We start from the raw sequence: 14,448 nt of genomic DNA on the forward strand, positions 1-14,448 counted from the left end.
ATGGCACTCCCCATCGAGGACTACGCCCTCATCGGCGACCGCGGCACCGCGGCCCTGGTCGGCAAGGACGGCTCGATCGACTGGCTCTGCCTGCCGCGCTTCGACTCCCCCGCCTGCTTCGCCGCACTGCTCGGCACCGAGGACCACGGCCGCTGGCTGCTCGCCCCCGCCGACGACGTGGTGTCGACGAGCAGGAGGTACGTCGACGGCACGGCGATGCTCGAGACGACGTTCACCACGGCCGACGGAGAGGTCGTGCTGCTCGACGTGATGCCGACCGGCGACGGCCGCGCCGACGTCGTACGCCGTCTCACCTGCACCCGCGGCACCGTCACCATCCGCCACGACTGGGTGGTGCGCCTCGACTACGGCCACGTCCGGCCGTGGGTCACGCGCGAGCACGCGCACGGCAACGACCTGATCGTGGCCGTCGCCGGACCCGACAAGCTCGTCCTGCGCGGGCCGCGGCTGCCCCGCGCCCACGACGGGCACCACTCCGACGAGTTCGAGATGAAGCAGGGCGACCAGGTCACCTTCTCCACGACGTGGGTCCGCTCGTGGCGCGACATCCCGGAGCCGCTGGGCTTCGACGAACGGATCGAGGCGACCTGCGCCGCGCAACGTGAGTGGTCGGCCCGCTCCCCCGACGACGTGCCGCACGCCGACATGGTCCGTCGCAGCCTGCTCACCCTGCTGCTGATGACCCACGAGGAGACGGGCGGGATCGTCGCCGCGCCCACGACGTCGCTGCCCGAGGACTTCGGTGGCGAACGCAACTGGGACTACCGATTCTGCTGGCTGCGTGACGCCGCGCTGACCCTGGAGTCGCTGCTGGGGGCGGGCTACGCCGAGGAGGCCTACCACTGGCGACGCTGGCTGCTGCGTGCCGTGGCGGGCGACCCGGCGGACCTGCAGATCATGTACACCGTCGACGGCGGCCGCCAGCTGCCAGAGCGCGAGGTCGAGCACCTGCCGGGCTACGCGGACAGCAAGCCCGTGCGGATCGGCAACGGTGCCGTCTCGCAGCGGCAGAACGACGTCCTCGGTGAGGTGATGATCGCCCTCGAGCTGGCCAGGGAGGCGGGTCTCGACGAGACCCACAACTCGTGGTCACTCCAGCGCGCGCTGGTCGAGGAGCTCGCCGACCACTGGGACGAGCCCGACAACGGGCTCTGGGAGATCCGTGGCGACCAGCGACACTTCACCCACTCCCGCGTGATGGTGTGGGTGGCGTTCGACCGGGCCGTGCGCGCGGTCGAGGACCACGGCCTCGACGGCCCGGTGGACCGCTGGCGCGACCTGCGCGACCGTGTCCGCGAGGAGATCCTCGACAAGGGCTTCGACACCGAGCGCGGCACCTTCACCCAGCACTACGACACCCGCGAGGTCGACGCCTCGCTGCTCACCATCCCGCTCGTCGGCTTCCTGCCGGGCGACGACCCACGTGTGCTGGGCACGATCGACGCCGTCGTCGAGGACCTCATGTGCGACGGCCTGCTCCTGCGCTACCGCACCGAGACCGGCGTCGACGGCCTCTCCGGCGACGAGCACCCGTTCCTCGCCTGCTCCTTCTGGCTCGTGTCGGCGCTCGCCAGCGCCCGCCGCCGCGAAGAGGCCGAGGAGCTGATGGACCGGCTCTGCGGCCTCGCCAACGACGTCGGCCTGCTCTCGGAGGAGTACGACGGCGCGCACGGACGGATGGCCGGGAACTTCCCTCAGGCCTTCAGCCACCTGACCCTCGTGCAGGCGGCGCTCGCTCTCCGGTGATGCCAGCGGCCCCCGCCCTGCAGAGCAGGACGGGGGCCGTTGGTCGGTGGGCTCGGATCAGCGAGTGATCTTGAGCTTCACGATCTTCTTGGCACGCTTCACGTCGTCGTCACCGAGGTAACGCACGACGAGCTTCTTCTTGCCGGCCTTCTTGAACGCGGGCAGCTTGACGACTGCCTTCCCGTTCTTGACCTTGAACCGGTACACCTTGCCGGTCGACTTGACCCGGACCTTGATGAAGCCGGTGGCGGTCTCGTCGCCGGCCTTCACCTTGACCTTGAACCGGACCTTCTCGCCGACCGTGCCCGTGGCGTCGAGCACCTTGAGCGTGGACGTCGCCTTGACCGGCTCCGGAGTGGGAGTCGGGGTCGGGGTCGGGGTCGGGGTCGGGGTCGGCTTGGCCGTCACCGTGACCGTGACCTTGCCGGTCGCCGAGCGGTGCAGGTCATCACCGGTGTAGGTGAGGTCCAGCTCGTGCACACCGACCGGCAGGGCGCCGGCGGCGATCGGGATGGAACCCGCACCATTGACCAGCGTGGTCTCCACCGTCATCTGGCCGAGGCCGAGGATGACGTCACCGGTGGCGGTGCTCGGCGAGACCGTGACCGGCACGGTGCCAGCCTGGCCCTCCGGGATGGTGATGTTCGTGCCCGTCACCGTGGTGACGATGCAGTCGGGGGCGGTGATGTCGAGAGGCACCAGCACCTCCGTACCCGTGGTGAGGCCCGTGACGGTCAGCGTGTCGGTCGGGGCACACGCCGGGATCTCCACGGTGACGCTCGACGTTCCCGTGGCGTCGAAGCCCGGGAGCGCTGCGGCGACAGTGGTGACGACGGGTGCGGTTCCCAGCACCTTCTCACCCAGCGACACCTCGACCTCGGAGTCCGTCAGGTCGCCCGGACCCGACATCGACAGCGACGACAGGTTGAAGGAGACGTCGTCACCCGTGCCGTAGGACGCCGGAGCACCCGCGGGGAACTCGACACCCACCGCACGCTGCGAGTAGTCGACGGTCAGCGGCGGGTCGCCCTGCGAGGAGTTCGCGAACTCCTCCATGTACTCGACCATCGCAGCCAGGTCCACCTTGCCGGTGTCCTGCTTGTTCGTCCCACCCGAGAAGGCGGCGAAGTTGTCGCCACCGCCGGCGAGGAAGGAGTTGGCAGTCACCGAGTACGACGTGGTGAGGCCGATCGGCTCGCCGTCGAGCCACATGCCGGTGATGCGGGATCCCTGTGCCTTCGACGGGTCGAAGGTGTGGGTGAAGCCCTCCGACGCGCCCAGGCGCAGGAACGGACGGCTGGCGCCGCCCGGCTGCCACTGCTGCTCGAGAGCAGCCTTGATCTGCGCACCGGTCATGTCCATGTTGACCAGCGTGTTGGCGAACGACTGGACGTTGGCGGCCTGACGGTAGGTCAGCGTGCGCGGGAACGCGCCGGCGTTGCCGATCATGTCGTCGCGCAGCCCGCCGGGGTTCATGAACGCGATCTGCGCTCCACCGACGGTGGCGGGCGTGGCCCACCGCTGCACCTCGGCAACCAGGTTGCTGAGCGTGGACTCGTGACCACGGTTCTCCGTCGTGCCGTTGGCGAGCTTGGCACGGTAGAAGGGAGCCTCGATCTTGCCCAGCTCGACCGCTCCGAGCGGACCAGCGTCGGCGATCGCCTGGTTGACGATCGGGGTCACCGTGTCGTCAGCCGGGTAGTTCGGAGGGAACGGGGTCAAACCCTTCATGGGAAGGAGTGCCTGGGTCTTGGTCAGGACCTGACCGGTGGCGGGGTCCACGGTGAACTTCAGCTGGTTGAGGTTCTGACCGTACTGACCCGCCGAGACCACGGGGCGCTCCGTGACCGGGCGGCCGGACCAACCGGCCACCGGGAAGGAGCAGTTGTAGGCCAGGTGCGTGTGGCCCGACACGATCGCGTCGACGTTGTCGTTGACGCCGGCGATGATCGAACCGAAGTCCGAGGTGGGGTCGTCGTCCATCGTCACGCAGTTGGTGCCGGGCGCACCCTCGTGGACGAGCAGGACGATGACGTCCACGCCCGCTGCCTTCAGTGCGTTGGCCTCGCTGTTGGTGGCCGCGACGATGTCCTCGATCTCGACACCCTGGATGCCGTCGGGCGAGACCAGCTCGTCGAGCTGCTCGGTGACCGCGCCGACGAAGCCGACCTGCACGCCCTCCATCTCCTTGACGAAGCTGGGCTCGAGCAGCTCGGAGGCCGGAGCGGACGGCTTGCTCACGTTGGCGCCGATGTACTCCCACTCGGCACGCGGGATCACCCGGTTGACGAGGTCGTCCCAGCCCTGGTCGAACTCGTGGTTGCCCACGGCGGAGACCTCGAGCCCGGCGGCGTTGAGTGCGTCGATCGTCGGCTCGTCGTTCAGGATGAACGACTCGAACGTCGAGGCGCCGATCAGGTCACCGGCAGCGGCGAAGACCGTGTTGGGCTCCTCGGTGCGCAGCTGCTTGACCGCACCCGACAGGATCGCCGCGCCGGGCGTGGGCCCGTTGCTCGTTCCGTTGGTGCCGTCCTCGTTGAGGATCCGGCCATGGAAGTCGTTGGTGCCCAGGATCTGGATGTCGACCGGATCGGCCGCCTGGACCGGTGCGGTGCTGCCGAGCACGGCAAGAGGGGCCGCGGCAACCGCAGACGCGGCCGCCCCCGCAATCCAGCGGCGCCTGGTGGTGGATGCTGACACTGAGTGTGGCCTTTCGTCGGAAATGCTGTCGGGAACCGTGAGACGAATCACCCTAACCCGGGTTTTCGGCCGGGGGGCGGTGGAGCATCCCCCGGTGCCGTGCGGTCCGGCCACCCTCGGATGAGGGTCACCGGGCCGCACGGGCACCAGGGGTCAGCGAGGCTGGGTCAGCGCCGCTTCACGCGGAACTTCGCAGTCGTACGAGCCTCCTCGGTGTTGGCGTCACCGAGGTAGCGGACCTTGGCCTTGTAACGGCCGGGCTTGCCGATCTTCTTGAGCTTGACGACCGCCTTGCCGTCGACGACGCGCGCCCGGTAGACCTTGCCCGCGACGCGGACCCGGACCTTGCCGGTCGGCTCGTAGCCGTCGGCCTCCACGCGCACGACGATCTTGACGCGACCCTTGCCGGGCTTGACGACCTTCGGCTTGGCCTTCGCCGTGAGCGTCGGGGTCGCCTTGGTCACGACGTGGGTCACCGTGCCCGTCGACGCCTTGTGGCCGGCGTCGCCGGAGTAGGACAGCGCCAGGGTGTAGGTGCCGGGCGGCAGCGCCTTCGCAGGTACGGCGATCGTGCCCGCGCCCGAGGTGAGGGTGGTCGAGCCGATGACGGTCCCCGCGAGGGAGAGCGTCACGGTGCCGGTGGCAGTCGCCGGGGCGACCTTCACCGCCACGGAAGCGGCCTGGCCGTAGTCGACCGGAGCGGCCGTACCGGTGACCGTCGTGTCGACGACGACCGGTGCGGGGGCCGCAGGCGCCTTGATCCCGACGATCTCCGGATTGTGGTCGGAGGACCGGTAGGGGTTCGGGGCGTAGAGGTTCGTGACGTTGGAGTTGAAGCGCGCGTACTCGTAGTAGACCGACTCGTAGGAGTTGATGTCCCAGATGTCGACGCCCTGCACTGTCGCGAGCGCCGCGTCGTTGGCCAGCACGTGGTCGAGCGATCCGACCATGCCGTCGAAGGAATAGCTCTCCTCCTCCGGGTCACTGGTCGACTCCAGGTTGGTGTACCCGGCATCGTTGAGGATCTGGATCGGGTCCTCCTCGGAGTAGGCGTTGAAGTCGCCGGCGAGGAAGACCTTGCTCAGGTTGCGCTGGGTCTTGAACTCATCGGCAAACGTCACCAGACCGGCCGCCTGCAGCTCGCGGCGATCGTTGGCGTTGCCCTGGCCGTCAGGGTCGGCGGTGCCGGATCCCTTCGACTTGAAGTGGTTGACGATCACCGCGAACGCCTCGGAGTCAGCGGTCCCGGCCCTCTTGAAGGCCTGCGCCACCGGCTCGCGGGCGTCCTCGAACGCCTCCCCGGCCGACGATTGGTCGCTCAGCACCACCGAGTCACCGACCAGCGACACCTTGGCCGGCTTGTAGATGAACCCGTTGCGGATCACGTCCTGCTCTGACGTCGGCGGCAGCACGGGTGCGGACGGGACCGCGGCCCAGGTGCCGGCACCGGCGTCGGCGTTGAGGGCCGTCACCAGTGCGTCGATCGCGAAGTCGCGCGGCTTGTTGAACTTCACCGAGTTCTCGAGCTCCTCGAGGGAGACGATGTCGGCGTTCGCGGTGTTGATGGCACTCACGATCTTGTCGCGCTGGCGCACCAGATTGGCGTCGTTGGCAGCGCCACGGGGACCGTTGGGGTTGCACGAGTTGTTGGAGATCCTGTTGCCCGCGCGGTCGACGTAGTAGGTGCACGTGCCGAGCCCGGAGGCGACGAACTCCTCACCGGTGGTCGGGAAGAAGTTCAGCACATTGAACGTCGCGAGCTTGAGGTCGCCACCGACCGGCTCGGGAGCCGCGGGACGGGTCTGCTCGAACTCCAGCATGCCGGTGGGCTTGCCGACCACCTGCGCCTGCGGCTGGATCCGCCACGACGTGTTGCGCTGCGTGAACACGACCGGCTTGACGAAGGTCATCCCGGCACCGACGCGCACGGTGTGGTCCGCAGTGAACCACGGGAGCGGCTCGCCCGCGCGGTCGTAGTTGGGCGGGTTGCCCGGGATGAAGTAGCTCCACGACGACGCGTCGTCGAGGATCAGGCGGTGGGCGGCGTTGTAGGCCTTGCGGGCGTCGATCGCGGGGGTGTCCTGCGCGTCGATGATCTCCGTCGGAGCGACCAGCGGGTCGTCGCTGTTGGCAACGACCGCGAGCTCTCCGATGAACGCGCCGTCGTTCTGCCCGTTGGACCGCAGGTCGGGGCTGCCGTCGTAGGAGTCCGTGACGGTCCACGGAGCGGTGGGCTTGAACAGCTCGCCCTCCACGACCTCGCGCGCGGTGTCCAGGGCCGCGCCCGTCAGGCACGCCGTGCCCGGGAGTGCGCAGTCGGTGCCGGGCACCTGGGTCTTGAGGACGACCTCGCCCAGGGACGGCGTCACCGTGGTGACTCCAGTCGCGGTGACCTGAGTGGCACCTGCGAACTCGCCGGCGGTGCCGGTCACCTCGACCGAGTCGCCGACCGACGGGTACACGGCGAATCCGGAGGTCCCGCCGTAGACGAAGACCGCGTCAGAGGCGTCCGGGGTGGTGTCGGCGCCGGGCGTCTGGATGTAGAAGCCGTTGAGGCCACCAGTCGGGTAGGCCGCGGTGACGACACCGCGGGTCGTGACCGTCTGGCCGTTGATCGGCGTGGCGGCACCGCTGCCCTGGATCTCGGCGATCGCGATCGGGGCAGCAGGCTCCGTGACGGTGAACGTGAACGTGACGGAGTCCGTCGCCGGGGTCGGGGCGGCGGAGTCCGTGGCAGTCGCGGTGACGGAGTAGGTGCCGGGGGTGGTCGGCGTACCGGACACGGCGCCGTCCGTGGCGACCACGACGCCCGGGGGCAGGCCGGTGGCCGTCCACGTGTAGGGGGCGGTGCCTCCCGTCGCACTCAGGGTGAAGCCGGTGATGGGCGCGTCGACCACGCCGGACTTGTTGCCCGGCGAGACGGCGTCCAGGCCGGCGGCAGCAACGACGTTCTCCGCGTCCGGCGTGGGCGCCTGGGCCGTGAACTCGGTGGAGTTGTTGTCGTTGTCGGCCGCGATGCGCTGGATGCTCAGAGCGACGGTGTTGCCGGACGCCGCAGCGGTCTCGGGAGTGTTGCTGGTGCCGTAGCCGAGCTTGTCGACGACCAGGTCGCTGCTCGACGGGTCGACGGCAGACGCCCCGCTCACGAGCGTGACGGTCCCGCCAGCACCCCCGGGGTTGATGCTCGAGGTCTGGTCGACCCCGGGCACGGCCGTGCCATTCGCTCCGTTGCTCCCACCCTGGAGCGTGAAGTAGCCGTTGGCGCCGATGGAGCCGGTCAGCGGAACCGTCGTGGTCGAGTTTCCGGTCGAACCGGGGGCGCGGTACTGGACCGACATCGGCGTGGCGGTGAAGTCGATCGCCGCCCCGGTCAGGTTGCGCAGCTCGACGTACTTGTTCGTGTGCACGGCGCCGGCCGAGCCGCCGTTGATGTAGACCTCGCTGATGACGAGCGTGGTGCTTGCGGCCTGTGCGGGCGAGGCCAGGCTGATGGCCAGCGGCGAGACGACGAGGGTGGCGGCGAGGGTGCCGACCACCCCTCGACGACGCCACGAGAGGGGCGCTGGTGAGCGCATGCGAACTCCGGGAGGGTCAGGTGAATGTGACCCACGCATCTTCACCCAGAGGTCCGACAGTTGGGGTCTCGGACCTGCATCAATTCGTGCGAGGGTTGACGAAAGTTCACGACCGATTTGGTGAGGTGTGGCCGTAACGGCCGAAACGCCTCAGGAGCCCGGTGTGCGCTGCTTCCTGACCTCGCGGACGAATTCCCACCCGGACCACATCGTCATCACGACGGCACCGGCGAGCGCCACCTGGCTGACGTAGAACAGCACCTCGCCCAGCGGACCGGGCCAGAAGTCGAAGGCGCCGCCGTGGGCGTCACCGTGCGGCAGCGGCCAGGTCAGACCGGCCAGGGCGAAGGCCTGCAGCACGGTCTTGATCTTCCCGCTCTGCGCGGCCGGGATCACGACCTGCTTCAGCACCGAGAGGCGCAACAGCGTGACGCCCCACTCGCGCAGCAGCACCACGATCGTGACCCACCACCAGACGTCCCCGACGATCGAGAGCCCGATGAAGGCCATGCCGGTGATCGCCTTGTCGGCGATGGGGTCGGCGATCTTGCCGAAGTCGGTGATCAGATTGTGCTTGCGCGCGAGGTCGCCGTCGATCTTGTCGGTGATCATCGCGACGGCGAACAGCGCGAAGGCCACCCAGCGCCACAGCGGGTCGTTGCCGCCGTCGTGCAGGAGCGCCCAGCCGAACAACGGCACCATCGCGATGCGCAGGACGGTGAGCACGTTGGCGATGTTCCAGTTCGAGACCTGCTGGTCGGTCGTCATGCTGCTCCCTCCGCACGTGCGACGAGGTCGACGCCGTCGGTCCCGGTGACGGTCGCGGTCACCAGGTCGCCGACCTCCGCGTCGTCCGCGCCGAGCAGGGTCGTCGTACCGTCCACCTCGGGACCCTGGTGCGCCGCGCGGCCCTCGACGGCCTCGTCGATGCTCTCGACGAGCACGACGACCTGCTCACCGATGCGCTCCTCGGCCCGCTGGGCGTTGAGCTCCTCGACCAGGCCGGTGACGTGCTCGGTGCGGGCGCGGATCTCGTCGTCGTCCAGCTTGAGGTCGTCGGCGAAGCCGGCCGCCTCGGTGCCGTCCTCGTCGGAGTAGCCGAAGACGCCGGTCACGTCCATCCGCGCCGCCACGAGGAAGTCGCACAGAGTCTGGAGGTCCTCGTCGGTCTCGCCGGGGAACCCGACGATGACGTTGGACCGTACGCCGGCCAGCGGGGCCTGCGACCGGATGCGCGCGAGCAGGTCGAGGAAGCTCTCGGGGTCGCCGAAGCGACGCATCCGGCGCAGCACGGTGGCGCTGGCGTGCTGGAAGGACAGGTCGAAGTAGGGCACGACGCCCGGGGTGTCGGCGATCGCCTCGATCAGGCCGGGGCGGGTCTCGGCGGGCTGGAGGTAGGACACCCGCACCCGCTCGATGCCGTCAATGCCCGACAGCTCGGGGAGCAGGGTCTCGAGCAACCTCAGGTCGCCGAGGTCCTTGCCGTAGGACGTGGAGTTCTCGCTGACGAGGAAGAGCTCCTTGACCCCCTGCGTGGCCAGCCACTGGCCCTCCTGCAGCACGTCGCTCGGGCGACGGCTGACGAAGGAGCCGCGGAAGGCCGGGATCGCGCAGAACGTGCAGCGTCGGTCGCAGCCGCTCGCCAGCTTGAGCGGAGCCATCGGCCCGGAGTCGAGGCGACGACGTACGGAACGGGGTCCCGTCGCAGGTGCGCCGGCCCCGATCTCGCTCGTGTCGGCGGCGACCTCGTGACCCGGGATCGAGATGGTCGAGGCGTCGCGGTCGACCGGGGAGATCGGCAGCAGGCGGCGACGGTCGGACGGCGTGTGCGGGTGGTGCACCTCGCCACCGACGATCGCGCGCAGCTTCGCAGCGATGTCGGGGTAGTCGTCGAAGCCCAGCACCGCGTCGGCCTCGGGCAGCGACTCCGCGAGGTCCTTGCCATACCTCTCCGCGAGGCAGCCCACCGCCACGACGGCCTGGGCGCGACCGCCGTGCTCGACCTTGAGGTCCGCGGCCTCGAGCAGGGTGTCGACGGAGTCCTTCTTGGCCGCCTCGACGAAGCCGCAGGTGTTGACCACGACGGTGTCGGCGTCCTCCGCGTCGTCGACGAGCACGAAGCCGCCCGCCTCGAGGCGTCCGGCCAGCTCCTCGGAGTCCACCTCGTTGCGGGCGCAGCCGAGCGTCACCACCGCAACGTTCAGCGGGGTGGGGGGAAGCTCGGTGTCAGTCGTCGTCATCGCACCGTGAGTATGCCGGGTTCGCGGGTGCGGACCAGCAATGCCGGGGCGGTGAGGCACCTCACCGCTGGGTCAGTCCTCGACGAAGGTGCCCTGGCCCGCGACCCCGGGCTCCCCGACCGCACGGGCAGCGCCGTCGCCGAGGGCGACGGTGACGGCACCGTCGGTCGACATCACGCGCACCGGCGGGGACGCCTTCAGCTCGCGGGACTGGCCGACGGCGAGGTCGCCCTTGAAGACCTCCGTGCCGGACGCGTCGCGCACGACGACGCGGGCGCCGCCGGTCGAGGCGGCCGTCACGACGACGTCGACCGGCTTGGCGGGCGGGGCGTTGCCCGCGCCCTGCGGACCACCGGAGCCGTTGAGCACCGGGGTCGAGCCGCGGAGCTCGGGCGGGGTGTCCATGACCAGGCGGGCGATCGACCAGCAGAGCACGAGCGCCATCACGACCGCGACGAGCACCGACCAGTTCGGACCGCCGCGGGTGCCGCGGATCGAACCGTGCGCACCGGTGGCCAGCTCGGCCTCGAAGACGCGGCGCGGGTTGATCGGGGCGTGCGCGTAGCGCTCGTCGTACGACGCCAGCAGCGGCGCCACGTCGAGGCCCAGCACGCGGGCGAGGGTGCGCAGGTGCCCGCGGGCGTAGAAGTCGCCGCCGCACGGCTCGAAGTCGTCGACCTCGACGGCCTCGATGACGTGGGGGCGGATTCGGGTGCGCTCGGCGAGCTGGTCGACGGTGAGCCCGATGCGGGTGCGGGCCGCGGCCAGCTCCGGACCGATGACCGGGTCCTCGGCAGGCTCGACCTCGAAGTCGTCGAGCACGAGCGGCTCGACCGGGTCGCCGGCCCGGGCGATCGCCCGGACGCGGTCGCCCCACGACTGGGTCTCCTCCACCAGGCTGACCCGACCGGGACGGTGGTGCTCGCGGCCCTCGGGCTCGGAAGCGGATTCGGCGGGCTCGAAGTCGCGACGGACCTCCGAGCGTCGGGCCGCCCCCGTCTCGCGCAGCGCTGCCGGGGTCGGGCTGGCGACGACCGTGTCCTCGGGAACCACGACGTCCTCAGGGACCTCGACGGCATCCTCGGTGACGAGCGGCTCGACCAGCACCACCTGGCTGGCGTCGCGCGCCACCCGTCCCAACGCCACCGTGAGGTCGTCACCCGCACCCACGAGGCGGGTGGAGAGCCCCAGCGGCACCGCGAGCGGAGCACCGTGCAGCATGCGCGAGATGGTCGTGTGGCGCTTGCCGGCGCCGGTGATCTCGGACTCGATCAGCTCGAGGTTGTGCGGCACCACGACCAGCCGTCCGTCGCGCAGCAGCCCGCGGCGCGGGGTGTGCTCGACGTGGTGGACCGCGGTCCACGGCAGGCCGCGCCAGGTGCGACCGAGCCGGATCCGGATGCCCTGCGCGTCAGCGACCAGCAGGGGCGTACGCGCGTCGACGAGGCTGGCGAGCCAGTAGGCGCCGAGCAGCCCCATGACGACCACGAAGGCCCAGTCGAGGGCGGACCCGCCCTGGGCCGCACGACCGAGGTAGGCGATGGCGACCGCCGAGGCGGTCAGGCCCACAGCAGCGGCGACGCCGGCGTGGCGGCGTACCTCGATGCCGTCGGGTGCGGCGCTGAGCTCGCCCTCGTGCGTCCCCTCCGTCGACAGATCGGTCTCGTCCTCGTTCAGCATGGCGCCCATCAGGCTCCCCCCTCCAACGTCGCGATCACGGAATCGAGCTCGTCGGGCTTGACCAGGACGTCACGGGCCTTCGAGCCCTCGCTGGGCCCGACGACCCCGCGGCTCTCCATGATGTCCATCAGGCGTCCGGCCTTGGCAAAGCCGACGCGCAGCTTGCGCTGCAGCATCGACGTCGAGCCGAACTGGGTGGAGACGACGAGCTCGACGGCCTGGACCACGAGCTCCATGTCGTCGCCGATGTCGTCGTCGATGTCGCGCTTGGCCGCCGCGGGCGCGGTGACCTCCTCGATGTAGGTCGGCTCCAGCTGGTCCTTGCAGTGCTTGACCACCTGGTGGATCTCGGCCTCGGTGACCCATGCACCCTGCACGCGCACCGGCTTGCTGGCACCCATCGGCAGGAAGAGCCCGTCACCCTGGCCGACGAGCTTCTCCGCGCCCGGCTGGTCGAGGATGACCCGGCTGTCGCCCAGCGAGCTGGTGGCGAAGGCGAGCCGCGACGGCACGTTGGCCTTGATCAGGCCGGTGACGACGTCGACCGAGGGGCGCTGCGTCGCGAGCACCAGGTGGATGCCGGCCGCGCGGGCCAGCTGGGTGATGCGGACGACCGAGTCCTCCACGTCGCGCGGCGACACCATCATCAGGTCGGCGAGCTCGTCGACGATGACCAGGAGGTAGGGGTACGGCGTGAGCGTGCGCTCGCTGCCCGCCGGGACCTCGACCTTGCCCGCCCGCACGGCCTTGTTGAAGTCGTCGATGTGGCGGTAGCCGAAGTTGGCCAGGTCGTCGTAGCGCATGTCCATCTCGCGCACGACCCACGCCAGCGCCTCGGCGGCCTTCTTGGGGTTGGTGATGATCGGGGTGATCAGGTGCGGCACGCCCTCGTAGGCGTTGAGCTCGACCCGCTTGGGGTCGATCATGATCATCCGGACCTCGTCGGGCGTCGAGCGCATGAGGATCGAGGTGATCAGCGAGTTGATGAACGACGACTTTCCGGAGCCGGTCGCGCCGGCCACCAGCAGGTGCGGCATCTTCGCCATGTTGGCGACGACGAAGCCGCCCTCGACGTCCTTGCCGAGCCCCGCGACCATCGGGTGGTGGTCGGAGCGGGCGGTGTTGGAGCGGAGCACGTCGCCGAGGGAGACGATCTCCTTGTCGAGGTTGGGGATCTCGATGCCGATCGCGGACTTGCCCGGGATCGGGCTGAGGATCCGCACGTCGGCGGAGGCGACGGCGTAGGCGATGTTCTTCGACAGCGCGGTGACCTTCTCCACCTTCACCGCGGGGCCGAGCTCGACCTCGTAGCGGGTGACGGTCGGGCCGCGCGTGTAGCCGGTGACGGCGGCGTCGATGCCGAACTCCTCCATCACCTGCATCAGCCGCTCGACGACCGCGTCGCTGGCCTTGGAGCGGGCCTTGTGGGGCGAGCCGGGCTTGAGAGCGGAGTTGTCGGGCAGTGAGTAGGTGATGTCGCCGGACAGCGCGAGCTGCTCCACACGGGCCGGGAGCGGCGTGTGCGGCGGCGGCTCGAGGGTGCCGGTGTCGGCCTCAGCGCCGCTGCGGGCGGCGGGGACGGCCGGGGTGACCTCGGTCGGGGCGTCGGCGGTCGGGTCGGCGAACAGGTCGATGCCGTAGTCCTCGACCTGGTCGTCGGAGGCGACGTCCTTCTTGCGGCGGCGCCTCTTCAGCTCGCGGTCGCTCAAGACCGGGCTGTCGTAGGCGGGGTCACCCATCTCGGGGTCGATGTCGTCCTCGAGCATCGAGCGGCGGCGGGTGCGGACGGGCTTCGTGGCCTCGTCCTCGGCCGGCTCGACGTCGGGCGCGGTGCGGCCGAGCGCCTTGTCGCGCAGCGCCGCGAGCTTGACCGGGATCTGGTAGACGGGCGTCGCGGTGATGATCAGGATCCCGAAGATCGCGAGCAGGCCGAGCAGGGGCACCACGACGTACGGCGTCTGCATCAGGTCCAGGAGCAGGCTCGAGGTGACGTAGCCGACCGCTCCCCCGGCCTCCTGCAGGTTGGTGGCGTCGCCCAGGACGGGCTGCGGGTTGCCGTTGGCGATGTGCACGATGCCGAGCAGCCCGAGGCCGAACGCGGTCCAGCCGATCACCTGGCGACCCGCGGGGCCGTTGCGCTCCGGGTCGCGGAGCGTGCGCCAGCCCGCGTAGACGAGGAAGAGCGGGACGAACCAGCCGACCTTGCCGACGGCGCCGGAGGTGACCGAGCGCGCGAAGTCCATCACGCCACCCGGCAGCTGCCACCACACGGCCGCGGCGGCGATCGTCGCGAGGCCGAAGAGGAAGAGCCCGGCACCGTCACGACGGTGCTCGGGGTCGAGGTCGCGGGCCGACTGCCCGATAGAGCGGGCGACGGCGCCGAGGGCGTGGGCGATGCCCAGCCAGACGGCCGCGATCCCGCGTCCGATCGCGCCGAAGGCCCGCGAGACCGGCCCAGGCCCGTTGCGCACGGCACGGGGTGCCGG

Annotated in this window: 7 protein-coding genes; 1 reads left to right on the forward strand and 6 read right to left on the reverse strand. The window is 70.2% G+C overall.

Annotation, left to right across the window (positions count from 1 at the left end; all coding sequences use genetic code 11):
- Window positions 1-1,767 (forward strand): glycoside hydrolase family 15 protein, encoded by a 1,767-nt coding sequence (locus EUA06_RS18125; RefSeq protein ID WP_129478393.1) that lies wholly within the window; start codon window positions 1-3, stop codon window positions 1,765-1,767.
- A gap of 57 nt (window positions 1,768-1,824) precedes the next feature.
- Here EUA06_RS18125 and EUA06_RS18130 read toward each other — a convergent pair whose 3' ends face one another.
- The 6 genes from EUA06_RS18130 to EUA06_RS18155 all read right to left on the reverse strand — a co-directional run bounded on the left by EUA06_RS18130 (window position 1,825) and on the right by EUA06_RS18155 (window position 14,433).
- On the reverse strand, window positions 1,825-4,392 hold the full coding sequence (locus EUA06_RS18130; RefSeq protein ID WP_207208422.1) for a 5'-nucleotidase C-terminal domain-containing protein: 2,568 nt from the start codon (window positions 4,390-4,392) through the stop codon (window positions 1,825-1,827).
- 242 nt (window positions 4,393-4,634) lie between these two features.
- Window positions 4,635-8,003, reverse strand: coding sequence for an ExeM/NucH family extracellular endonuclease (locus EUA06_RS18135; protein WP_129478395.1), 3,369 nt, complete (start codon window positions 8,001-8,003; stop codon window positions 4,635-4,637).
- A gap of 189 nt (window positions 8,004-8,192) precedes the next feature.
- Window positions 8,193-8,810: a CDP-diacylglycerol--glycerol-3-phosphate 3-phosphatidyltransferase gene (gene pgsA, locus EUA06_RS18140; RefSeq protein WP_129478397.1), complete on the reverse strand. Its 618-nt coding sequence runs from the start codon at window positions 8,808-8,810 to the stop codon at window positions 8,193-8,195.
- Entirely contained in the window at window positions 8,807-10,246 is a 1,440-nt protein-coding gene (gene rimO / locus EUA06_RS18145) for a 30S ribosomal protein S12 methylthiotransferase RimO (RefSeq protein WP_207208432.1), read from the reverse strand. Before rimO ends, pgsA begins: the two co-directional genes overlap by 4 nt.
- A 108-nt stretch (window positions 10,247-10,354) precedes the next feature.
- Window positions 10,355-11,971 carry a helix-turn-helix domain-containing protein gene (locus EUA06_RS18150; RefSeq protein ID WP_129478400.1) on the reverse strand — a complete coding sequence of 539 codons (1,617 nt, stop codon included), beginning with the start codon at window positions 11,969-11,971 and terminating at the stop codon, window positions 10,355-10,357.
- Window positions 11,971-14,433, reverse strand: coding sequence for an FtsK/SpoIIIE family DNA translocase (locus EUA06_RS18155; protein WP_129478402.1), 2,463 nt, complete (start codon window positions 14,431-14,433; stop codon window positions 11,971-11,973). The genes EUA06_RS18150 and EUA06_RS18155 overlap by 1 nt, the downstream gene beginning before the upstream one ends.
- Window positions 14,434-14,448: the final 15 nt, after the last annotated feature.

It is taken from the genome of Nocardioides glacieisoli, assembly GCF_004137245.1.
Classification (GTDB): Bacteria; Actinomycetota; Actinomycetes; order Propionibacteriales; family Nocardioidaceae; genus Nocardioides; species Nocardioides glacieisoli.